18 protein-coding genes are annotated in these 24,348 nt (G+C 51.3%); 13 read left to right on the top strand and 5 right to left on the bottom strand.

Translation table 11 applies throughout. From position 1 onward, the window contains the following. Window positions 1-4: 4 nt before the first annotated feature. Window positions 5-268, top strand: a complete 264-nt coding sequence (locus GWG06_RS29265; RefSeq protein ID WP_160718030.1) for a hypothetical protein — start codon at window positions 5-7, stop codon at window positions 266-268. 87 nt (window positions 269-355) lie between these two features. Here GWG06_RS29265 and GWG06_RS29260 read toward each other — a convergent pair whose 3' ends face one another. After that, the gene (locus GWG06_RS29260; protein ID WP_160718029.1) at window positions 356-742 is read right to left on the bottom strand and encodes a VOC family protein; all 387 of its coding nucleotides are present in this window, start codon (window positions 740-742) and stop codon (window positions 356-358) included. A gap of 337 nt (window positions 743-1,079) precedes the next feature. Here GWG06_RS29260 and GWG06_RS29255 point away from each other — a divergent pair, with 337 nt between their 5' ends. Then, the gene (locus GWG06_RS29255) at window positions 1,080-2,609 is read left to right on the top strand and encodes an alpha-N-arabinofuranosidase (protein WP_160718028.1); all 1,530 of its coding nucleotides are present in this window, start codon (window positions 1,080-1,082) and stop codon (window positions 2,607-2,609) included. Between the two features lie 158 nt (window positions 2,610-2,767). Beyond that, window positions 2,768-3,931, top strand: coding sequence for an aldose epimerase family protein (locus tag GWG06_RS29250; protein WP_202183158.1), 1,164 nt, complete (start codon window positions 2,768-2,770; stop codon window positions 3,929-3,931). A 119-nt stretch (window positions 3,932-4,050) separates the two neighbouring features. On the opposite strand, the gene GWG06_RS29245 is transcribed toward GWG06_RS29250, so the two are convergent. From GWG06_RS29245 to GWG06_RS29235, 3 genes are all read right to left on the bottom strand, one after another. Next, complete coding sequence (locus tag GWG06_RS29245; RefSeq protein WP_235938592.1) at window positions 4,051-5,526, bottom strand: RagB/SusD family nutrient uptake outer membrane protein; 1,476 nt, start codon at window positions 5,524-5,526, stop codon at window positions 4,051-4,053. An 11-nt stretch (window positions 5,527-5,537) separates the two neighbouring features. Further along, window positions 5,538-8,600, bottom strand: a complete 3,063-nt coding sequence (locus GWG06_RS29240) for a SusC/RagA family TonB-linked outer membrane protein (protein WP_160718026.1) — start codon at window positions 8,598-8,600, stop codon at window positions 5,538-5,540. Window positions 8,601-8,989: 389 nt separating this feature from the next. Beyond that, the gene (locus tag GWG06_RS29235; protein WP_160718025.1) at window positions 8,990-9,610 is read right to left on the bottom strand and encodes a DUF4159 domain-containing protein; all 621 of its coding nucleotides are present in this window, start codon (window positions 9,608-9,610) and stop codon (window positions 8,990-8,992) included. 161 nt (window positions 9,611-9,771) lie between these two features. Here GWG06_RS29235 and GWG06_RS29230 point away from each other — a divergent pair, with 161 nt between their 5' ends. The 9 genes from GWG06_RS29230 to GWG06_RS29190 all read left to right on the top strand — a co-directional run bounded on the left by GWG06_RS29230 (window position 9,772) and on the right by GWG06_RS29190 (window position 22,837). Then, window positions 9,772-10,755: an AAA family ATPase gene (locus tag GWG06_RS29230; protein WP_127039967.1), complete on the top strand. Its 984-nt coding sequence runs from the start codon at window positions 9,772-9,774 to the stop codon at window positions 10,753-10,755. A 5-nt stretch (window positions 10,756-10,760) separates the two neighbouring features. Continuing rightward, window positions 10,761-11,648 carry a DUF58 domain-containing protein gene (locus GWG06_RS29225; protein ID WP_202183157.1) on the top strand — a complete coding sequence of 296 codons (888 nt, stop codon included), beginning with the start codon at window positions 10,761-10,763 and terminating at the stop codon, window positions 11,646-11,648. Between the two features lie 2 nt (window positions 11,649-11,650). Continuing rightward, window positions 11,651-12,982 (top strand): BatA domain-containing protein, encoded by a 1,332-nt coding sequence (locus tag GWG06_RS29220; protein ID WP_262888746.1) that lies wholly within the window; start codon window positions 11,651-11,653, stop codon window positions 12,980-12,982. Further along, window positions 12,975-15,107: a DUF4175 domain-containing protein gene (locus GWG06_RS29215; RefSeq protein WP_160718023.1), complete on the top strand. Its 2,133-nt coding sequence runs from the start codon at window positions 12,975-12,977 to the stop codon at window positions 15,105-15,107. Before GWG06_RS29220 ends, GWG06_RS29215 begins: the two co-directional genes overlap by 8 nt. After that, entirely contained in the window at window positions 15,104-16,552 is a 1,449-nt protein-coding gene (locus GWG06_RS29210; protein WP_160718022.1) for a hypothetical protein, read from the top strand. Before GWG06_RS29215 ends, GWG06_RS29210 begins: the two co-directional genes overlap by 4 nt. 181 nt (window positions 16,553-16,733) lie before the next feature. Then, window positions 16,734-18,371: a TldD/PmbA family protein gene (locus GWG06_RS29205; protein WP_202183156.1), complete on the top strand. Its 1,638-nt coding sequence runs from the start codon at window positions 16,734-16,736 to the stop codon at window positions 18,369-18,371. A 10-nt stretch (window positions 18,372-18,381) separates the two neighbouring features. Next, a complete protein-coding gene (locus GWG06_RS29200; protein ID WP_202183155.1) occupies window positions 18,382-19,716 on the top strand; it encodes a TldD/PmbA family protein in 1,335 nt (444 codons plus the stop codon). Between the two features lie 145 nt (window positions 19,717-19,861). After that, the gene (locus tag GWG06_RS29195; RefSeq protein ID WP_202183154.1) at window positions 19,862-21,496 is read left to right on the top strand and encodes a TldD/PmbA family protein; all 1,635 of its coding nucleotides are present in this window, start codon (window positions 19,862-19,864) and stop codon (window positions 21,494-21,496) included. Between the two features lie 3 nt (window positions 21,497-21,499). After that, window positions 21,500-22,837 (top strand): TldD/PmbA family protein, encoded by a 1,338-nt coding sequence (locus GWG06_RS29190; RefSeq protein ID WP_127039952.1) that lies wholly within the window; start codon window positions 21,500-21,502, stop codon window positions 22,835-22,837. Window positions 22,838-22,967: 130 nt separating this feature from the next. Here the strand turns inward: GWG06_RS29190 and GWG06_RS29185 are convergent, their stop codons facing one another. Beyond that, window positions 22,968-23,384 (bottom strand): hypothetical protein, encoded by a 417-nt coding sequence (locus tag GWG06_RS29185; protein ID WP_235938591.1) that lies wholly within the window; start codon window positions 23,382-23,384, stop codon window positions 22,968-22,970. Between the two features lie 99 nt (window positions 23,385-23,483). Here GWG06_RS29185 and GWG06_RS29180 point away from each other — a divergent pair, with 99 nt between their 5' ends. Next, complete coding sequence (locus GWG06_RS29180) at window positions 23,484-24,302, top strand: alpha/beta hydrolase (RefSeq protein ID WP_160718021.1); 819 nt, start codon at window positions 23,484-23,486, stop codon at window positions 24,300-24,302. Window positions 24,303-24,348 lie beyond the last annotated feature (46 nt).

Here is a 24,348-nt window from a genome sequence, read left to right as displayed (position 1 = left end):
TCTTATGAAGAAAACCTTTCTTTTTCTTGTATGCGCTATGATGGGCGCCGCTACCGTTGCCAGTGCAGCAACGGTTAAACAGCAACGTGCAGTGGTGATGGCAGCCGGCTACGCCGCTTATCTGACCTACACCGACGGCACACCGGATCTGCTGATCGGTTACTATAATACATCCTGGGAAGCGCAGGCAGCGGGCAAAGCAGCCCTGCTGGAAGCCGGCGGGCCTTACCAGGGTAACATCGGTTATTATAAGGTAGTCGGAATATAAACAACTGTTGATTGGAAGTGGAAAGCGGCTGTTCTCTGCAGGAACAGCCCTTTCTGTTTATAGCAGGAGCGCAGGATAACAACGGTATTACATCTGAAAAATATTGAAGCGGTGACCATCAGGATCCGCGAACACAAAACCATAATAACCTTCCCCGAATTCTTCCGCAGCTGAAACAATAGTACCTCCGGCCTGCTGCACGGCTTTCTCCCAGTTATTCACTTCCTCCCTGGTATCAACCGATAAGGTGAAAATAATTTCATTCCCGCTGCGGGTATCAATGATAGACCCTTTCATAGCAGGCTCCAGAATATCTTTCAGAAAGAAATGGATGATAAAATTTTCTTCGCCAAAGAAAAAGCTGGTCAGCTGCGCCGATGCTCCGTTATGTTTAAATCCCAGCTGCTGATAAAACGCTGTTGTCCGTTCCAGATCACGTACACTGAAGTTGGCCCATATTTTTTTTGCTTTCATAATCTGTAATTTTTAGGATGAATAACTTTTATTTTAATGCCGCCAACGGCAAATAGCACCATATCAAAAATAGCACATCAGTTTGTCAAAGAGCATGGTTGATTGCGAATTTTTCAGGGGGGATTTGCGTACTTTGAATTACGAATTACGAATTGCGAATTACGAATGTAAAAGCGAAGATTAAAACGAAGATTTAAGGAGATAACTATTAGATATCTCTTTTAATCTTCGTTTTAATCTTCGCTTTTACATTCGTAATTCGCAATTCGTAATTCGTAATTCAAAGAATAATTGTTATATTGACAATTATTAATTTCCTTTGTCCAAATTCCATGTTATGCGCTACCTGATCTGTAATGGGTTGCTGATCCTTATGCTGACAACCAATATTGTTACTGCACAGAATGAAATCAGTTTCCGGAAGGCGGAAGCACCGCCGGTTATCAACCGGCATATTTACGGACATTTTGCGGAGCACCTGGGCAGATGTATTTATGATGGATTTTATGTGGGCGATACTTCCCGGATAGCCAATACGGGTGGTGTGAGAAACGATGTGATAGCGGCGTTGCGGCGTTTGAAGATTCCTAATCTGCGGTGGCCGGGAGGATGTTTTGCGGATACCTACCACTGGAAGGATGGGATAGGGCCACGGCAGGAGCGGCCGTCTATTGTGAATACCTGGTGGGGGAATGTGACGGAGAGTAACAGTTTTGGCACGCATGAGTTCCTGAATATGTGCGAAGTGCTGGGAGCCATGCCTTACCTGGCTGGCAACATTGGCAGTGGCACGGTGCAGGAGCTGTCGGACTGGGTACAGTATGTGAACTTTGACGGCGTCAGCCCGATGTCGGATCTGCGGCGGGTCAATGGCCGCCCTGCTCCCTGGAAGGTGCATTTCTGGGGCGTAGGCAACGAAGCGTGGGGCTGTGGCGGGCATATGCGTCCGGAGTATTATGCCGATGAGTACCGCAAATACGCCACCTTCATGAATACACCGGATATTTTCCGTATTGCTTCCGGCGCCAACTCCGCTGATTATAACTGGACGGCCGTGCTGATGAAAAATATTCCGCTGCACCTGCTGCAGGGTATTGCGTTGCATCATTATGCCGTTATTAACTGGGACCGCAAGGGCGATGCCGTGGAATACACCGATCAGCAATACTTCCAGACGATGCAGTCAGCGTTGCGTATGGATACCCTGATACAAAAGCACAGCGCCATTATGGATCAGTATGACCCTGCTAAAAAAGTGGCGCTCGTGGTAGACGAGTGGGGGGGCTGGTATAACGTGGAAGCAGGTACGAACCCTGGCTTCCTCTATCAGCAGAATACCATGCGTGATGCGATGATTGCAGGCGCTACCCTCAATATCTTTAATAATCATGCAGACAGGGTGCGTATGGCCAACCTGGCGCAGACGGTCAACGTGCTGCAGGCCGTTATCCTTACGCAGGGCAGCCGGATGCTGCTCACGCCCACCTATCATGTGATGGAGATGTATGCGGAACATCAGGATGCTACACTGATTCCGCTGGATGTTCACAGTAACGCCTATACGCAGAACGGGCAGCAGCTGCCGGCCATTTCTGCTTCCGCTTCCGTCAATAAAAAGGGGATGACCCATATTTCGCTGGTGAATATTGATCCGGTCGCATCACAGGAGGTGGTGTTGCATACCGGCAGCAGAAGTTATACGTCGCTGAGCGGCCGTATCCTGACGGCTGCGCGGCTCAGGGATTACAATTCATTTGGGCAGCCGGAGAAGATAAAGCCGGCAGTCTTTAAACAGGCGACGCTGCATCAGCAGACGATCCGTCTTCAGGTGCCGCCTTTCTCTGTGGTGATGCTGGAATTGCAGTGATGCAGAATTGTCATAACCATGTTAACATGGCCGAATTAACAAATCAGCGGTCCGCGCTGCTGCCGCATTATACGGCGCGTCTGTACCGGTAGCTTGACTTTTCAGTGCAGAATAGCGATATTTAGATATTACTTTTCACCCAACTCTTAAACATCGTTATGGAAATGAATTTCAGGGCGCTGACGGCCCTTATGATCTCAGGAAGCGCTATGCTGGCAGCCTGCAATAACCAGGCAGCCCCAAAACAGGATGGACAGCAGGCAGTAGCCGACTCAGCCGCCGCCACTACGGTAACGCCCCCCCGCAGTTTCGGGCAGGCAGACGGAAAAGAGGTATTGCAGTACACCCTCCGCAATGCTGCGGGCACAGAAGTGAAAATACTGAACTACGGCGGTATCATCACAGATATTATCACCGCCGATAAACAAGGCAATAAAGCCAATGTGGTGCTGTCATACGACTCCCTCAGCGGCTATCAGCAAAAGGGACAGCCTTACTTCGGCGCCCTCATCGGCAGATATGCCAACCGCATCGCCAACGCAAAATTCAAACTCGACGGAAAGGAATATACACTGGCGCCTAACGATCACGGCAACACGCTGCACGGCGGCGTCAAAGGATTTGACAAGGTAGTATGGAATGCCAGCCCCTCCGGTGACAGCAGCCTGCAGCTGACCTACACCAGCAAAGACGGGGAAGAAGGCTACCCCGGCAATCTCAGCGCTACAATCGTGTATACCCTTACACCGGATAACGCGCTGAAAATTGATTACAGTGCCACCACCGACAAGGCCACCCCTGTTAACCTTACCAACCACGCCTATTTCAACCTCTCCGGAGGTAATGACAGCACTATCCTCGGACAGGAGCTTTATCTTAAAGCCAGCCGCTACACCCCCGTGAATGATAAACTCATCCCGCTGGGCCAGCTGCAACCGGTAAAAGGTACCCCGATGGATTTCACTACCGCCAAAAAAGTAGGTAACGATATCGCTAAGGTAAAAGGTGGCTTCGATCACAACTGGGTACTCGATAAAACAGCAGGTCAACTGGAAACAGTAGCCTCCCTCTACGATCCGTCCAGTGGCCGTTTCATGGAAGTGTCTACTACAGAACCCGGTATCCAGTTCTATTCCGGCAATTTCCTCGACGGCTCCCTCACCAACACCGCCGGCAGCAAAAAATACGTACAACACGCCGGCCTCTGCCTGGAAGCCCAGCATTTCCCCGATTCTCCCAATCAGTCATCTTTCCCGAACGTAATACTGAAACCCGGAGAAACGTATAAGCAAACAACAGTTTATCGGTTTTCCACGAAATAATTACGAATTACGAATTACGAATTACGAATGATAAGCGAAGATCTGAGCGATGAAGTAAATTCATTATCCGCTCAGATCTTCGCTCATCATTTGTAATTCGTAATTCGCAATTCGTAATTCTAGTAAAGTGGGTTCTGCACCAACACCCCTTTACTCCGGTCTATATCGGATTGTGGCAATGGGAAATAATAGTGTTTGGGCCGGCTGAATTTGCGCGGAGCACCGCCTCTGGTTACTTCGGTGCCATCGTAGGAGAGCTTGGGCTGCTGGTTGATGGTAACGATGTCTATCAGTTTGGCTTTGTCCCAGCGGAGGAGGTCCTGTTGTCTTTCGTTTTCACCGCAGAGTTCTACGCGTCTTTCGTGCATGAGGGCTTTCATACCGGCATTTGCAACGGGGGGAAGTGTGGCGGACGCGCGGCGGCGGATAGCCATAATTTCGGCATCTCCGGCGCCGGGGCCGTTGAGCCTTATTTTAGCTTCGGCAACAAGCAGGTAGATATCTGCTGTTCTCAGTAATGGTGTTTTTACGGAGTAGTTTAGTCCGCCGGTAGTTTTCCAGCTGCAGAATTTACGGTAGTGGTAACCGGTCCAGGAGAGATCCGGTGTTACGGTTTCGATGCTGGTACCTATGTCTATCTTATCGCCGGGCGCCATGATACAGATGCTTTTCCGCGGATCGCCGGGCTCAAATTCATCCACCAGACCTTTTACCGGGTAGAAGAAGCTCCAGCCGCTCCATTTGCGGGGCGCATGGTAGGTGATGAAATCTGATTTGGTGAGGTCGGTTGTCTGAACGGCAAACAGCATCTCGGAAGTGTTGCTGGTAGCCTGCAGGAAGTTATCGGCGTAGTTGGTGGTGAGCGCGTAATTGGCGTTGGTGATGACTTTATTTCCGGCAACGATAGCCTGATCCAGTTTTCCCCATTCCATGTACAGCTTGCATAATAAAGCCCACGCAGCGCCTTTGCTGACGCGGCCGCTGTTGACGTCGTCATATTTTTCCGGCAGTTGTTCTGCGGCTGCCTGCAGATCTTTTTCTATCTGCTGGCGCAGCTGATCGGAAGTAGCTTTCGGTTTGATGTAGTTGGTTTTGAGAAAATCGTCTTCCGTAATGATGGGCGCTTCACCGTAGATCAGCAGCAGCCGCCAGTATGCGAAGGCGCGGAGAAAGGCTGCTTCCCCCAGGCAGCGGGATTTGATGGCCGCATCAATATTGGTGATGCGGGGAATATTGACCAGTGCGGCGTTGGCGCGGTTGATCAATTCATACTTCCATCTCCAGCCAAAGTTTACGGAAGGGCTGGTGGCGTCGTAGGTAAAATCTTCTATCTGTGAGTCGAAGTCATGGTCGCCGCCGCGTACCTGGTCATCTGAACAGTTATCAAAAACAAATTCATTAAAGCCGGTAAAATCTTCTTCCAGCAGTACATTATAGATGCCGGTGATGCCATCGATGGCCTGATCCTGGTTACGCCAGTAGTTGTCGGATGTATAGTTGCCCTGTGGTTTTATATCCAGCACGCTTTTGCAGCCTGTGAACAGGAGGGATGCGCTGATACCGGTATACAGGAGAATATGTCTGATGCTTTGCATGGTAGTCATTTTTAGAAGTTAATGGAAGCGCCAAAGGTGAAGGTGCGTGCCTGCGGGTAGGCTGCTACATCTACGCCACGCTGGCGGTTGCCGTCGGTAGTGCCGTTAAAACCCAGCATAGGGGTAAGGCCTGAATAACTGGTGAGGACGAACAGGTTCTGTGCAGCTACGTATACGCGTACATCAGAGATGCCGCTGCGTCCCCAGGCGCTGGCTGGCAGCGTATATCCCAGCGCTACATTTCTCAGGGAGAAATAATCCCCGCTTTCCACGAAGCGGTCGGATACGCGGTTGTTCTGGTTAACGCTGCTGAGTGTCATACGCGGAATACTGTTGCTGGTACCAGGACCATGCCAGCGCTGCAACATTTCAGCGTACATGTTGAACGGCGCATTAGGATCAGTACCGCTCATTCTGTCGGCATTATAGAGCTTTACACCGCCTACGCCTGCAAAGGAAAGGCTCAGGTCAAATCTTTTGTAGCCGGCGCTCATCTGGATGCCGTAGGTTACTTTCGGATTGGGACTGCCCAGGTTGGTGCGGTCATTGTCGTTGACAACGCCATCGCCGTTCAGGTCCAGGAAACGTACATCGCCGGGTTTGATGTTCGCTTTGTTGGGATCCTTGGTGATATTGGGATCGCTGTTTATTTCTTCCTGTGTCTGATAGATCCCGTTTGTTTTCCAGCCATAGAAAGATGCCAGCGGCTGTCCTTCATAGGTGCGGGAGATCTCCTGCGACTGGCGTCCGTAGCGGGTAGCGGAGATGAAGCTGTTAGCTTCATACAGTTTGGTGACTTCATTTTTAATGAAGGACGCATTGGCAGCGATATTATAATGGAAATCCTTTTTACCGCCCTGGTAGCTCAGTTCCACTTCCCATCCCCTGTTGTTCAGCTGTCCGATGTTCTGGTCAGGAATGGCGGCGGTGCCATGCAGGTCCATGGCGGCAGCTGGCACCAGCATGTCTTTCGTGTTCTTGTTGAACCAGGTGATAACCGCGTTGAGTTTATTATCAAAGAAACCGGCTTCCATGCTGATGTTGGTCATCTCTGCCTTTTCCCACGTGATGTACGGGTTTGGCAGGCGGGAGTTCCAGACACCGTTGAGTGATTGTCCGCCGATGGTATATCGTTTATCACTGTTGACAGGAGAGAGGTACTGGAATTCAGTGACGTTCTGGTTACCGAGTTGTCCCCAGCCACCGGTAATTTTCAGGTTGCTCACGAAGCGTACATGATCTTTGAAGAAACGTTCGTCTGAAACGCGCCATCCTGCGGAGAAGGCGGGGAAGTAACCCCAGCGGTTATCTGGTGCAAACCGGGAGGAGCCGTCGGCACGGAAGGTAACGGTGAGCAGGTATTTATCCATGAATCCGTAGAAGCCGCGTACAAATCCGGAGGCGATGGCACTTTGGGGTTTGAAGTTACCGCTGGCATCGCGGATGCTGTTGCCGTTGTCGAGAATGCGTACGTCGGGAGATTCATCGGAGAGGCCCCAGCGTTCAGCGCGGAAGTAGTCGCCGCGGAATGTCTGCTGTGAATAACCGCCGGTAAAGGTGATATGATGTTTCTGGGAGAAGATTTTGTTATAGGTCAGGAATATTTCGGAGAGTTCAGCGCCATTGGTTTCATTCCGTTTCCAGAGTTCTGCATGGTCGCGGGTACGTGTCTGGTCCAGTACTTTGGGAACGAAGGAAGATTGGTTGATGATGTTGCCGTCGTAGCCGTAATTGGCGCGTAATGTGAGTCCGTCGAGTAGTTGCAGTTCTGCATATACGTTTGCCAGCAGGCGGTAGTTCTTTTCGGTATTGTCGGTAGTCTGTGCGGTGAAGAGGGGATTATTGACATCGCCCAGTTCGTTGCTGGCCTGGGAGGAGCCATAGCTACCGTCAGGATTGAGTACGGGTATCGCCGGATTAAAGCGCAGTGCGCTGAAGATAAGGCCTGTCTGTGCGGAGTAGGTATCAAATCCCTGGCTCTGGCGGTAGGTGAGCTGGAGGTTTTCGCCTACTTTCAGGCGTTTTCCCAGTTTATGTTCGGAGTTGACACGGGCTGTATATCTTTTGAACCAGGTATTTTCGACAATACCTTTTTCATCATAGTAGCCGGCGCTGAAGAGATAGTTGGAGGTGCTGTTGCCGCCGCGCAGGTTTACGTCTGCGTTGGTGATCTGGCCGGAGCGGAGGAGGGCGCGTTGCCAGTCGGTACGTTGGGTGGCATAGTAAGCATCCTGCCATACCGGGTCAACGGGTTTGCCGTCGTTGGTATAGCGTTCTCTTTTCAGCATGGCGAGGTCCGGAGCTTCCAGCAGGGGGACGTAGCGGATGGTATTGGTGATCCCTTTGTATACGTTGACCGAGGCTTTTAATTTTTCCCCGTAGTTTCCTTTTTTGGTGGTGATGATGATGACGCCGTTGGCTGCACGTGTACCATATATTGCGGAGGAGGAAGCATCTTTCAGTACTTCCATGGAGGCGATGTCGTTGGGATTGATATCACTGAGGCCGCCGGCGGGCACGCCGTCCACGATAATCAGTGGCTCGGAGTTGTTGATGGTACCGGTACCGCGTATACGAATATTGGGGGTACTGCCGGGTTGTCCGTCTGACCGTACTATATCCACTCCGCTGACGCGGCCCTGCATGGCCTGTGCGGCATCGCTGACAGGGAGGTTTTTGATGTCAGCGCCTTTGAGGGAGGAGATGGTGCCGGTAACATCGCGGCGGTTCTGCACACCGTATCCTACCACTACTACTTCACCCAGTCCTTTGCTGGCGGCTTGCAGGGCAATGTTAACAATGCTTCTGCCACCGATAGGGACGGTCTGTGGTTCATAGCCCAGGAAAGAGAAGTGCAGGGTGGCAGCGTTGGCTGGCAGCTGCAGTTTGTACCGGCCGTTCGCATCCGTGATGGCGCCGCTGCCGGCGCCGGGCACGGAAATATTAACGCCGGGCAGCCCGGTGCTGTCAGCCGCGCCGGTTACTTTCCCGCTGATGACCTGCTGTGCGGCTGCCATGATGCTCAGGCATACGCATACCAGCAGTATGCTTAGGATTCTAAGTGAGTACCTCATAATGATGATGAATAAGAACGTTGGTGAAATGGTAAGAAGAAATTGATTGCATTCCGGGATTGCTTTACTATATCGATTTAGCGAAGCAGGTTGACTTTGGCATAAACGGGTTTCTCAAAGAAGGATGAAAAGTTGCAGGTAGTTTTTCAGGCGATGGCAGTTTTAGTTTGAAAACAAATTACAGTATTCTTCAAATGTAAGTATATAGTTTTTTCGCAAATCAAGATAGTAGGTTAAATAATTGCGAATTACGAATTGCGAATTACGAATGTAGAAGCGAAGATTAAACCGAAGATTAAAGGAGGTAACTATCAAACATCTCCTTTAATCTTCGGTTTAATCTTCGCTTCTACATTCGTAATTCGCAATTCGTAATTCGTAATTCATAATTAAAGCATGGCGTACATCACTATATTCACCCCAAACTTCGTATTATCTTCTGCCAGGAAACGTTTATTACGGAAATCATAATCCCATTCGCAGCCGTAATCCTTATTGCTGTATAATACCCCTATGCGGCCGTTCACTTCAATGGCTTTGAGGTAGTCGTGAATCAGGTCGTCGCCCCAGCCGTTCAGCTCAAAGGAGGTATTGGGCGGTCCTTTCTCGAATTTGAAAAATGTGTTGTAGACAGGATGCGTATTCGGAATCTTCTTCAGCGCCTGCGCCCCGAATAATTGCCCCATCTGCGTTTCAAAGGAGCGCGCAAACAGTCCGTCTATATCGTGGTTGCAGTCGTCCGCAAAAATAAATCCGCCGTTCAGCACATATTGTTTGAAGTTGGCAGCTTCCTGCGCATCAAATTGTACGAGCTTGTGACCACTCAGGTAACAGAACGGATACTGGAAAATTTCATGGCTGCTGAGGTCAATGACTTTTTCCTGCGGAGCTACCTGCAGGGTCGTATACTCAATCAGAGAATTGAGGATATTGGAAGGCATGCGCTGATCTGTATCCCAGTCGCCGGACCTGTATCTTAATCGGACAAATGTAAATGTGTTCCCTTGCATGCGCTTATCATTGGCTGTTACCGTCAATCTAAAATTTCTTAAATTTCATATTTTTATTTTGTTATTTAAGCAATTATTATCTGTATTATCTGGATATTTTACACCAGCGGAAACACTTAGCTGAAGGGAATATCATTATGCCAAAATCTTAAAACAGCAAAATGGGAGTACAAATACTGGATAAGTTACCGCAGCTGAAACAGGAAATCAGAAAAGTGATTGTAGGTCAGGAAGCTGTGCTGGATGAAGTGCTGGTAGCAATGCTGGCCGGCGGGCATTGTCTGCTGGAAGGCGTACCCGGCCTCGCCAAAACGCTGATGGTACGTACCCTGTCACAGGCCCTGCACCTTTCTTTCCGGCGCATTCAGTTTACCCCCGACCTGATGCCGACCGATATTATCGGTACGGAAGTTCTGGAAGAAGATCATGCTACCGGTAAACGCTTCTTTAAATTTAACAAAGGCCCCCTGTTTGCCAATATTATTCTGGCAGATGAAATCAACCGTACGCCGCCTAAAACGCAATCCGCGCTGCTGGAGGCTATGCAGGAGTTTGAAGTAACCTACGCCGGCCAGACCTATAAACTGGACAGGCCCTTCTTTATCCTGGCTACACAGAACCCGATAGAGCAGTCCGGTACCTATCCTTTACCGGAAGCCCAGCTGGACCGCTTTCTGCTATATGTAAAAATCGGCTATCCTTCTGAACAGGAGGAAACAGCTATCCTGACAGGTACTACCGGTACCCGCCAGACGCAGGTACAGCCTGTATTACATGCTGCTGACATCTTACAGCTGCAGCAGCTGGTAAGAGAAGTAGCTGTCGATGAGGAACTGGTGGGCTATGTCAGCCGCCTGGTACGCAATACCCGGCCGGATACCAGCAACATTACCTTTGTTAAGGAATGGGTACGCTGGGGCGCAGGTCCCAGAGCCGGACAGGCACTCATCCTTACCGCCAAGGCGCATGCATTGCTGCACGGACGATATGCCGTTACCATGGCTGATATCAGCGCTATGGCCTATCCCGTACTGCGCCACCGTATCCTGATGAATTTCAGGGCTGAAGCAGAAGGCGTATTCCCCGATAAAGTAACGGAAACATTGTTGCAACAAACTGAACGTACCGCGACCCGCATGGCCTGATTATTATGAGTAACCTGCTTGATCCTAAAATACTGCTGTCCATTAAGGACCTGCCGCTCGCTGCTAAAACAGCGGTGGACGGCTTTATGGCCGGTATGCATGCCAGCAGGGTAAAGGGCGCAGGACTGGAATTCAGCCAGTACCGCAGCTATCAGCCGGGAGATGACCTGCGCTGGCTCGACTGGAAAATGTATGCACGCTCTGACCGTTATTATATCCGGGAATCAGAGATGGAAACCAGCATCAACATCAGCTTTGTAATTGATGCCAGTAACTCTATGCGGCATACGGAAGACGGTATAGAGAAAATGCAGTATGCCCGTTATCTCGCCGCTTCGCTGGGTTACCTGGCACACCTGCAGGGAGATGCTGCCGGCCTCGCAGTGCTGCATCACGGAGAACTCTTTACCATGGCTGCCCGCAGAGAAGCCCAGCATATGGCCCGCTTCTATTACCAGCTGGAACAGATACAGCCCGGCGGATCATTTACACCACCGGCCAATTACCGTAACCTGTTCTCCGGCCCGCATAAAAAACAACTGCTCATCTTCATCACCGATTACTACGAACAAGCCGGTGAAATTTCCGCACTGTTGCAAACACTCGCAGCCCCCGGTCATGAGGTCCTGGTATTTCACCTGACCGGAAAAAGAGAACAGGCAGGCGATTTCAGCGGTTACGATACCGTGGAGGATCTGGAAACGGGAGAACGCCTGGAAATCAGCGGCGCTATGGAACAGGAATTATATCAACAGAAATTTAACCGGCACATCGGCGCCCTGCGTACTCAACTGCTGCAAAAACAGATCAGCTACCGGCAGTTGCAGTTACAGGACCCGCTGGATGCGGCCCTGCGCGATTTTCTGAATCAGCGTAATAAAATAAGACGATAGTATTGCTGCAACTCTTAACACCCATATGGATGCTACTGTCAGCCGGAATAATAGTTCCGGTGATTATCCATTTGTGGAACCGAAGACCCGCCAGGATACTCAGAGTAGGCAGTATATCACTGATAACGGCAACGGCTGTACGTCATTCCCGCAGCTGGCGGGTATCCGACTGGTGGCTGTTATTACTGCGTTGCCTGCTGATTCTCCTGCTGGCCTTACTGCTAGCTGAACCGGTATGGCGGCAGCCACTCGCTTCGCGCCACCAGAAAGGCTGGGTGATAGTGGAGCCTGCGGTATACAACATTTTCCAGCCACAGGTGGATTCCCTGCTGCAGCAAGGTTTCCAGCTGCGTACCTGGGATACCGGCTTCCGGCACTGCCGGAAGGAGGAGCTGTTTGCCCCGCCGGCCGATTCCGCTCCACCACCTTACTGGACCCTGCTCCGCAAACTGGCCACCAAAGTGCCGGCTGATTTTAGTATTTATCTTTTTACCGGTAATCAGCTCCGGCGTTTTCAGGGCGAACGCCCGGCACTGGCCCTCAACCTCCGGTGGTACATGGCGCCGGCAACAGATACCCTGCTGCAATGGAACGCTGTCAGCTATCCGCTGGCAGGCGACAGCACCCGCATATTATATGGACGCAGCTCTCCGGATGCTATCTTCTTTATACCACGCGATACGCTCACCACTGATACCGCCGGTCTCCGCTTCACTGTGTATACCGACCGCTTCCCGGATGATGCCCGCTACCTGCAGGCCGCCCTGCTGGCTATTCAGCAATACACCGGAAGAAAAATAAAGATAGTAACCGTTACCAATGTTGCTCAGCTGCCTGCTCAGCAGGACTGGCTCTGGTGGCTCTCGGAACAACCTGTTCCGGCTGCAGTGAAAGCAGGGCATATCCTGAAGTATGCCACCGGCAATCCGCAGACGAATAATGGATATATAACCGGAACGGATATACGTATATTTAAAAGCATCCAGGCGCCGGATTCTATACCAGCCATCTGGAGAGACGGCTATGGTAAACCGGTGCTGTCGGCAGACTATACCCTGTATACCCGTTTTCACCCGGCCTGGTCGGACCTTGTCTGGCAGGAATCGTTCCCGCAACAGCTGCTGCAGCTGATATTTCCGGTTGTTACAGATCCCGCCCACGACCTGCGCCGGATAGATCCCGCGCAGGCGCAGCCTGCCACAGGCAAGAGCAGACATACTGCCGGCAGCATGGAAGATATACCGCTGGATAAAGCCTGCTGGCTGTTATTCATGCTGGTGTTCTGCCTGGAAAGATATTTATCACTCCGAAAGAAAGTAACAAGGGATGCATAACAGTCAGGCATATACGATTATTGATAACATCCGCGCAAAGTGGGTGCGTCATCAGGTATATAGCAGCCTGCTGTTGTCGGCCGCCGTGGCGCTGCCGTTTATATTCACCGCCACCTGGCAGGCTCCTGTACTGGTACTGGGGCTGTCCATGCTGACTTTTCTGTATGCCAGGTCACCCTGGAAACTGCAGCAGGAAGAAGTGGCCCGCTATCTGAACCAGACTTTCCCGGACATGGAAGACAGCGCCGCGCTGCTGCTGAAATCACCGGAAACATTATCAATGCTGGAAAAGCTACAGACGGAAAAGATCACACCGGTGCTGCATTCGCTGCAGCTGCCCCGGACGTTCTACCGCCCGCTGCGGCAGGCAGCTACGGTACTGGGCGGCTCCGTGCTGCTCTGTGCCATCTGGGGGATCTTCCTCACCAGCGTGATAGTGCCGTCTAACCAGCAAATTACCTTGCCTGTCACCGGCAACGAAACAGCCACTATACCGCCCGGTATCAGTAAGGTGAAGGTAAGCATTCATCCACCGGCCTATACCGGGAAAGCAGTCCGCACACAAGCAGGTTTAAATATTATAGCAGAAGACAGCGCCATAATCCGCTGGGAACTGCATACCAGTGGCGATGTAAAGGAACTGGCACTTTGGTTCAACGACAGCACACGCCTGCTTCCGGCGCCTGACAAAGACAGCACTACGTGGACGGCTACACGTACTATACGTAAGTCCGGCTTCTATGAAGTGCGGGTCAACAAGGTCCGGTCCCAGCTATACCAGCTGCAGATGAAACCTGACCAGCCTCCCGTAATCCGGATGCTGTCACCTGAACCCTATACAACCATCGACTTCGGCGCTTCTGCTAAAGTAAATGTGCGGGCGGCGCTGACAGATGACTACGGCATCCGGCAGGCGCAGATGCACCTGACTATCGCCAGCGGAAACGGGGAATCAGTGAGGTTTAAGGAACAGCAGCTGTCCTTTGACAATAACTTCAGCGCGCATGCTCCGGCTTACCAGCTGGCCAGGCTGCTGAACCTGACCACCCTGGGACTCAAACCCGGCGATGAGCTGTATTTCTATATCACGACGACCGATACCCGCTGGCAGCAAAGCCGCTCAGATGTATATATCGTTACCCTGCCGGATACTGCGCGCCTCTTTAGTATGGACGGCCTTGTCAACGGTGTGAATTTCAAACCGGAATACTTCCGCAGTCAACGGCAGATCATCCTGGATGCAGAACAGCTGCTGAAAGACAGGGACAGTCTGGGAAAGGAAAAATTCAACCAGCGCAGCAACGAACTGGGGACCGACCAGAAGCTGCTGCGTCTTCGCTATGGTAAGTTCCTGGGAGAAGAAAACGAATCCAATATCGGCGATGCCCGTGTTGCGGCAGAGGAGGGGCATGATCATGACCACGGTCACGATCATGAAGAAGCAGCTGCTGACCCGAAAGATTTCGGGAATGCCGCCAGAATACTGGATGAATTCACAGACAAGCATGATAATGCGGAAGATGCCACCTTCCTTGACCCCGCTGTGAAGCAACAGCTGAGGGCTACGCTCACCGAAATGTGGAAGTCAGAACTCCAGCTGCGGATGTATAAGCCGCAGGATGCGCTGCCATTCGCGTACAAGGCGCTGCGGCTCCTGAAAGATCTGCAGCAGCAGTCGAGAGTATATGTAGCTAAAACCGGCGTCAAAACCACGCCGCTGAAGCCGGAAAAGCGTCTTACCGGAGAACTGGATAAAATACTGCCCGCAATAAAAAAGGAAACGCTGCGCAAAACAGATCCGCAATCGGCTGTTCGTATAGCCTTATCAGTTATAGACGGTCTGCGAGCCGGCGAAAAGTCCGGCGATCCGGCAATACTGCAGCAGGCAACGCAACTACTGGCTGCGAGGGCTGCCGCTTCCCCGGCAGCATTCCTGTCTGCCCTGGAAGCCATGCAGCGTATTCAGCGGAATCAGTTTACCGGCAGGGACCTGCGCCAGGCGCAACAGGGGTTGCAGCAGATGCTGGATACGCCCTCTCTGCTGCCGCAGCAGACTAACGGCGCAGCAGCAGAAAATCTTCCGCAACGATATTTTAAAAACCTGAAAACCGGTAGTAAGCCATGATGAGCTGGAACTATATCGTCCCCGTATGCGCATTGTTACTGCTGCTGGTCCTGGCAGCAGCGGAAGTGCGCCGCCCGCGGAAGTCCCGGCTGGCTGCCCGCCTGCTTGCCACCACAATAGCTGTGGTATGCGCGGTGCTGCTGATCCTGCCTTTATCTTCAGGAAAGAAAATGATCGTTCCGGATACCGCCACCGGCATAGTAAAACCGGTGGAGAAAAAGGGTATCATCGCCTGTAACTGGCCCCGGCAGCTTGTTACAGGTCATGAATGGATAGTTCAGGGAACCTACCGCAATACCTTGCACCAAAAAGTATGGCTGCGCCTCAGCGCCTTTGATACAGAACTGGATTCACTACAGGTGCCCGCAGCGGAAGCCGCAGCCTTTACGCTGCGTGCCACACCGTTGCACAGAGGCCGGGCCGTATACCGCATTACCGCTATGGCCGGCAGCGATACGCTGGAACAACAGCAGCTGCCGCTGGAAGTAATGCCACTAACGCCAATGGCTATACTTTTTCTGGCAGTCTCGCCGGACTTTGACAACCGCTTCCTGGCTGACTGGTTATCTGCCGAAGGCAATGCGGTAGCTATGCGTACAGGAGTATCAAGAGATAAATATGCAACCCGCTTCTCCAACTTTCCGCAGCAGTCGCTGGAACAGCTGTCGCCGGCATTGCTTGATAAATTCGATGTGGTGATAGCCGACGCGGCCGCTGTTACGGCCGCCACGCGTCAATACCTGGAGCGCGCCGGCATTGGACTGATACTGAAAGGCGATTCTGCCGGCACGCATCCCCGGCCGGCGTCACTGTGGCTGCCGGGTAACCGGCCGCTGGGGAGCTTGCTGCTGGACCCCGCTACTGCGCTGCGTGTGGCGCATGATGCGCTGCCCCTCGTACAGGACAGCCTGCGCCAGACCTATGCCGCGGTGAGCCTGGCAGGAGCCGGAAAGCTGGTACGTACGCAGGTTTTCAATACCTATGCCTGGCTGCTGGGAGGCCAGGCCGGCGCTTACCGCAGATATTGGTCTGCTTTGCTGGAAGCCGCCGCCAGGAAAAAACAACCTGCCGGAAAAATTATCGTGTCACCGCTCTTCCCCCAAATACATCAGCCGATGGAAGTACAGCTGGAAACGAAGGCAGCACCGCTGCTGCGCGCCGGAAATACGCGGCTGTACCCCGAACAGGACCCTTTCCTGCCGCACAGCTGGAAGGCACGCTACTGGCCTGCTAAAACAGGATGGCAGCTGCTGCAGAGCGATAGTGTTATGCAATGGACATATATATATAATCAGGATGAGTGGCGGAACATGCAGAACATCACATCTTCGTTGCATACTGCCGCCACAGCGCCTTTGCAGACAAATACGCCATTGTCCCGCTGGTGGTGGATTATACCGCTCTTTGCCGCTCTCGCTTTTTTATGGTGGGAACAGAAATTGTGACGAGTGGTGAAAAATAATAAGAAAAAAAAATTAGCTTAGGCTTCAGTTAGGGTTACAAGGTTTTATGCTCATGAGATAACAAAGATTGTACTATGCCGTCAGCATTATTGTTTGTGTATGGAATTACAGATACCCGTAGAAATCAACTAATCTAAATCAAACTAAACCGGAGGATTTTCTATTGAAACGTAAAGACTTTATCCAGCTTTCCGCAATGGGACTGGGCGCGCTCGTTCTGCCGAATCTGACTGCGTTCGGCAATCCTGTAGATCCATCACGTTTTCTGAATGATGGTATTGACGTGAAATTAAAAAAGCAACTGGCTGACGTGGCGCTCAACGCCGCCCGCGCTAAAGGCGCTACCTATGCGGACGTACGTATAGGAAGATACCTGAACCAGTTTGTTGTTACCCGGGAAACCCGTGTGCAGAATGTGGCCAACGCCGAATCCTTCGGAGTAGGTATCCGCGTGATTGCCAACGGTTGCTGGGGATTTGCCGCAACGAACAACGTTACAAAGGAAGCCATCGCGAAGGCGGCGGAAAGAGCTGTAGCGGTAGCAAAAGCCAATTCCCGCGTAGTGGCTGCCCCCGTGCAGCTGGCGCCTCAGGAGGGCTATGGCCAGGTGTCATGGAAAACGCCGATTCAGCAGAATGCTTTCACCATCCCTGTAAAAGACAAGGTAGACCTGCTGCTATCCGTGAATGACATCGCACTGAAAGGCGGCGCCAACTTCGTCAACTCCGCTATTCTCGCTATCAACGAACAGAAATATTTTGCATCTACCGACGGTTCTTATATCGATCAGGATATTCACCGCCTGTTCCCGACTTTCACCGTTACCAAAACAGACAGGAATACCGGTAAATTCGAAACACGCAAATCCCTCAGCTCCCCTGTGGGCATGGGGTATGAGTACCTGACACCTACCGCCGACAATAAAGTGGGGGGCGTGGTTACAAGGTATAAAGACCGCTACGATATGCTGGAAGATGTAAAAAATGCTACCGCAGATGTAGACCAGAAACTGAAAGCTAAATCAGTAGAACCAGGTAAATACGACCTGATACTGGATCCTTCCCACCTGTGGCTGACTATCCACGAGTCCGTGGCGCACCCTACAGAACTGGACCGCGTACTGGGTTATGAAGCCAACTATGCCGGTACCAGCTTCCTCACACTGGATAAATGGAAGTCCGGTAATTTCCACTTCGGCAGCAAAATAGTGAATGTGGTGGCAGATAAACTGCAACCCGGCTCACTCGGCGCTGTAGGCTACGACGACGAAGGCGTGAAATGCGGTCAATGGGACCTGATTAAAGACGGTGTACTGGTTAACTACCAGGCTATCCGCGATCAGGCGCACATCATCGGACTGAATAAATCTCAGGGCTGCTGTTATGCGCAAAGTTGGGCGGATGTTCAGTTTCAGCGGATGCCCAACGTGTCATTACAGCCAGGTAAGGATAAACTCAGCGTAGATGATATGATTAAAAATGTAGAGAAAGGTATTTATATAATAGGAGACGGCTCTTTTTCAATAGATCAGCAGCGTTATAACTTTCAGTTTGGCGGGCAGACCTTCTATGAAATCAAAAACGGCCAGATTGTAGGTATGCTGAAAGATGTTGCCTACCAGGCTAATACACAGGAGTTCTGGAACAGCTGTACTGCCATCGCAGATAAAAGCGATTACCGCCTGGGTGGCGCCTTTAACGATGGCAAAGGCCAGCCGGGTCAGTCCAACGCCGTATCCCACGGTAGCTCCACTACCCGCTTCAATGGTGTAAACGTTATTAACACAGCAAGAAAAATCTGATCTCACTATTATGGCTATATTAAAAAAGGAAGAAGCAAAAGCTGTACTTGAAAAAGTACTTGCATGGTCTAAAGCAGATGAGTGCGAGATAACCCTGAGGGGAGAGGAAGGAGGAAACATCCGCTATGCCCGCAACGCCGTGTCTACCGCCGGCGATATTGACAATATCACCTTATCCGTTACCTCCACTTTCGGCAGGAAATCCGGTACCGCCACCATCAACGAACTCAATGACGATGCCTATAAACGTGTAGTGCAGCGTGCTGAGGAACTGGCGAAGCTGGCGCCGGAGAATCCGGAGTATATGCCGCTGCGCGGTCCGGAAACGTTTAAGGAATCAAAAATGTATGTGCCCGCCACCGCTGCCATGACGCCGGATTCCCGTGCAGAAGCCGTAGCGAAAAGCATCGGCGTGGCAAAAGAAGCCAATCTTGAAGCAGCGGGGTTCATTGAGAACTCCACCGACTTCATTGCCATCATGAATTCAAAAGGTTTATTTGCTTATGAAACAGATACCAGCGTGGTATTCACCATTACCACCCGCAACAGCGCCGGAACCGGTTCCGGCTTTGCTGCGCGCGGATATAATGACGTAAGCAAACTCGATACCCTCGAAGCTACCCGCATTGCGGCACAGAAAGCCAACAGCTCCGCCAGCGCCAAAGCAATCGAGCCGGGAAAATATACGGTCATCCTCGAACCGGTAGCAGCCACCTATATGCTGGAAAATATGTTCCGCGGACTGGATGCCCGTAACGCTGACGAAGGCCGCAGCTTTATGAGCAAACCCGGCGGCGGTAACCGTCTTGGCGAACAACTCATGGACGAAAAAGTAAGCATCTACTCTGATCCTTTTCATCCTGACCTGCCTGCCAGCACCTGGAACCGCGAAGGGTTCCCCCTGGAAAAAACCATGTGGATAGATAAAGGCGTCGTGAAAAATCTCGCCTACTCACAATACTGGGCAAAAAAACAAGGGGTGAACCCCATGCCTATGCCCTCCAATATCATTATGGACGGCGGTACAGCCAGCCTCGATGAACTGATCAAAAGCACTGAAAAAGGTATTCTCGTGTCACGCCTCTGGTACATCCGCCTGGTAGATGCCCAGACACTGCTGCTGACTGGCCTCACCCGTGACGGAACTTTCTACATCGAAAACGGTGAAATCAAACATCCGATCAAGAACTTCCGCTTCAACGAAAGCCCTGTTATCATGCTTAACAACGTAGAAGCCCTCGGCAAAGTGGAAAGAAGTGTGAGCATTGAATCGTACCGTAGCTATCTGATCCCGCCCATGAAGATTAAGGATTTTACGTTTACCTCGTTATCAGATGCCGTTTAACATGAATTATGAATTATGAGTTATGGATTATGAGTTAGCGCGAAGATATATGCGAAGGTGAATAATCGTGTTCGCATATATCTTCGCGCTAACTCATAATTCATAATTCATAATTCGTAATTCCCAAAAAACACCCATTCGCTCCATGAAAAGAAGAGACTTCCTCCACTACGCAGGAATGGGGCTGGGCGCAGGACTACTTGCCCAGTTGCCCTTAATAGGGAAAGCGATCCCTGTTGATACCCCCTGGTACACAATCGACACCGCAAAGAAAAAAGAACTGGCTGACGTGGCGCTGAATGCCGCCCGCAGCAAGGGTGCCACGTACACCGATGTACGGATAGGCCGCTACCTGAATCAGTTTATTATCACCAGAGAAGAAAAAGTGGAGAACGTAATCAATACCGAATCCTATGGTATTGGTATACGTGTACTGGCCAACGGCTGCTGGGGCTTTGCTTCCACAGATCAGATGGATAAGGACAGTATTGCCCGTACGGCAGCGCTGGCAGTATCTATCGCGAAGGAGAACTCCCGCCTTATTACTACTCCTGTAGAACTTGCCCCGCAAAAGGGTTACGGAGAGGTGAGCTGGAAAGCGCCTATCGAAAAAAATGCTTTCGATGTACCGCTGAAAGAAAAAGCAGACCTGCTGTTGTCTGTCAGCGACGCAGCCCTGAAAGGCGGCGCTAATTACGTAGGCTCCTTCCTGTTCCTGGTGAATGAACAGAAGTATTTCGCCAGCTCCGACGGTTCTTACATCGATCAGGATGTACACCGTATCTGGCCAACGTTTACCGTGACCAAAATCGATGCCGCCACCGGCAAGTTCGTTACCCGCGATGCGCTGAGCGCTCCGCGCGGTATGGGGTATGAATATCTTATGCCACGCGAATCCGATAAAATCAGAGGCGTAACTACGTTGTACCGTGACCGTTATGATATGCTGGAAGATGCCCGTCAGGCGGCTACGCAGGCAACAGAGAAACTGAAAGCCAAATCCGTAGAACCGGGTAAATATGACCTGATCCTGGATCCTTCCCACCTGTGGCTGACCATCCATGAATCCGTAGGCCACCCGACGGAACTGGACCGCGTACTGGGCTATGAGGCCAACTTCGCCGGCACCAGCTTCCTCACCCTGGATAAGTGGGAATCCAAAAAATTCCAGTTCGGCAGCCCGCTGGTAAATATTGTGGCAGATAAAACACAACCCGGCTCCCTGGGCGCTGTAGGCTATGACGACGAAGGCGTGGCTACCCAGAAATGGGACCTGATTAAAGACGGTGTGCTGGTGAACTACCAGGCTATCCGCGATCAGGCGCACATCATCGGCCTGAAACAATCGCAGGGATGCTGCTACTCACAAAGCTGGTCTGACGTACAGTTCCAGCGTATGCCCAACGTATCCCTGCAGCCGGGTACAGCTAAGCTGACGCCTGCAGAGATGATCAAAAACGTGGAAAAGGGCATCTTTATCGTCGGCAACGGCTCCTTCTCCATCGATCAGCAACGCTATAACTTCCAGTTCGGCGGACAGCTCTACTACGAAATCAAAAATGGTGAAATCGTTGGTATGCTCAACGATGTGGCCTACCAGAGCAATACCCAGGAGTTCTGGAATTCCTGCAAGGCTATTGCGGATCAGCGCGACTACCGCCTGGGCGGCTCCTATTTTGATGGAAAAGGCCAGCCCGAACAAGTGAGCGCCGTATCACACGGCTCTGCCACTGCGCGTTTCAACGGAGTAAATGTTATTAATACAGCCAGAAAAATTTAATATATGCCGATACTTAATCAGCAGGAAGCGCAGGCATTATTGAAAAAAGTGCTTGCCTACAGCAAAGCCGATGAATGCGAGGTAATCATCTTCGCCAGCAATAGCGGCAACCTCCGCTATGCCCGCAACGCAGTATCTACCAGCGGCGCCAATAACACCGGCAGCCTGATTGTATCTGCCGCCTTCGGAAAAAGGCTGGGTACCGCTACCATCAATGAATACGATGACGCCTCCCTCGAAAAAGTGGTGAGAAGGGCAGAGGAGCTGGCCCGCCTGGCTCCCGAAAATCCGGAATACGTACCGTTTTTAGGCCCGCAGCAATACGAAAAGCCATCTGCCTCATTCAACGATAAGACAGCCGCCGTTGACCCTAAATTCCGCGCGGATATAGTGGAGAAAAGCCTGTCTATCACCAAGAAAAATAACCTCGTAGCTGCAGGCTACCTGGAGAACAACCAGGGATTCGCCAGCATGATGAATTCCAAAGGCCTTTTTGCCTATAACAGCTCTACCGGCATCAGCTTCAGCATCACCCTGCGCACGGAAGACGGACTTGGCTCCGGATATGCCTCCAAAGCATACAACGATGTTACCAGGCTGGATGTAGATAAACTCACCTCCAGCGCAGCCCGCAAAGCAGCCGGCTCCAAAAATGCCAAAGCCATCGAGCCAGGTAAGTATACCGTTATCCTGGAACCAGCCGCGGCTATCGTACTGATAGAAAACCTGGTCAACAACCTCGATGCCCGCAGCGCCGAAGAAGGCCGCAGCTTCCTGAGCAAAGGCGGCGGCAAAACCAAACTCGGAGAAAAACTGATGGACGAAGCCGTTACCATCTACTCCGATCCATGGCACCCCGAAATGCCTACCTCCTTCTACAACCAGGATGGCAGACCCCAGGAGAAAATTACCTGGGTAGACAAAGGCGCCATCAAAAACATGTATTATTCCCGCTACTGGGCACAGAAAAATAAAGTGAAAGCCATCCCCGGACCGGACGCCTTCATCATGACCGGCGGTACCGCTACCCTGGATGAACTCATCAAATCCACAGAGAAAGGCATCCTCGTGACCCGCCTCTGGTACATCCGCTCCGTGGACCCGCAGACACTGCTTTACACCGGCCTTACCCGCGACGGAACTTTCTACATCGAAAACGGTGAAATCAAATACCCGGTTAAAAACCTCCGCTTCAACGAAAGCCCCGTTATCATGCTCAACAACGTGGAAGCCCTCGGCATCCCCGAACGCACAGTCAGCGGCGAAAGCAACGGTAATGCTATGATCCCGCCAATGAAACTGAGGGATTTTACGTTTACGTCGTTATCAGACGCGATTTAACGGGAATTGCGAATTGCGAATTACGAATTATGAATGAGGAGCGAAGACATAAGCAAAGAAGTAAATTCTTTATCCGCTAATGTCTTCGCTCCTCATTCGTAATTCGCAATTCGTAATTCGCAATTCTTACTTACGCCTCAATAATCTCCGTTTCCTCCTTATTCCTCGGCTGCCACCATAGGTAAAAATACATCAGTATCAGCAGACCGGTGATAAACGGGATTAATGCAAGATGTTTATACGTAATGCCGCCCCAGATGTGGTGTTCGTCGAAATGGAAAAATTCGCTGATCATCCAGTAGGAATTGGCGCTGATCCAGACGGAGATAGCTACGTTATGGCATAGCTCAGACATGAATTGCCGCGTGCGCCAGGCAATGACGATGGATATAATCAGGGTGGGGAAGATCATGGCAACGCCCAGCGGCTTCCAGATCATACACCAGCTGATATCTTTCAGCAGCCAGAAAACAATGTGCATGTTCTCCATCTTCCGGAAACTAAGGGGTATACTGTACACCGGCGATCCGGTTCCATTCTTGCTCATTGGGAAAATTTAGATTTGTTGATAAGGACGCAAAAATATAAAATCAGCAGCATTCCCGTCAGGAATTTTGCATGAGGATAAATGGTTATATTCGTTATTATGAACGAATTTTACTGGTCAGCCTGCAATGCCCGCTTTCACGGGATCAGTTGGATTCCTGACAACTTCAGCAGGGTTATGATTATCATTCATGGTATCGGAGAAGATATCAGCCGCTACGATCAGGTGGCTGCTTTCTTCCAGGCACAGGGATTTGCGGTTACCGGCATCGATCACTACGGGCATGGCAAAAGTGATGGTAAACGGGGCCTGACCCCCGGATTTGAATATATGTTCGATTACCTCTCTGATTTCCTGACGCATGTACAGGAGCTGTACAAAAAGCCGGTGGTCATGTATGGCCACAGCATGGGAGGTGGGGTGCTGACCGGCCTGCTGCTCCGGAGAAAGCCTCCCGTACAGGCAGCCGTTATATCTGCGCCGGCGCTGATTGTAGCCAAACGTCCCGGCGCCTTTCTGAGAGGAGTGCTGCGGGTGCTCAGCGCTGTCGCGCCCAATGTCCGCATCAATCAGGGACTTGACATCAATAAAATCTCTCATGACCCGGAAGAAGTAGAGAAATTCAGGCATCACCCCCTGCGCCACGATAAAATGAGCTTCCGCCTGGTCAACGATATGATCCGGAACGGCCTATGGTGCCTGGAACACGCTTCGGACCTCCAGACCCGCTCCCTGCTTATCCACGGCGACGAAGATGCATTCACCTCCGTCGATGGTTCCCGCCTCTTCGCCCAAAAAGCCCCGGCCAGCCTCCTGACCTACAAGGAATGGCCCGGCGACTACCACGAAATGCATAATGAAACCAACCGGAAGGAAATACTGAGTTATGTGGCAGGGTGGCTTTCGGGTTTAAAGTGAATTACGAATTAAGAATTGCGAATTACGAATTGCGAATTACGAATGT

It is taken from the genome of Chitinophaga solisilvae (assembly GCF_009928525.1).
Lineage (GTDB): Bacteria > Bacteroidota > Bacteroidia > Chitinophagales > Chitinophagaceae > Chitinophaga > Chitinophaga solisilvae.
This window is presented reverse-complemented; position numbering and strand designations above follow the sequence as displayed.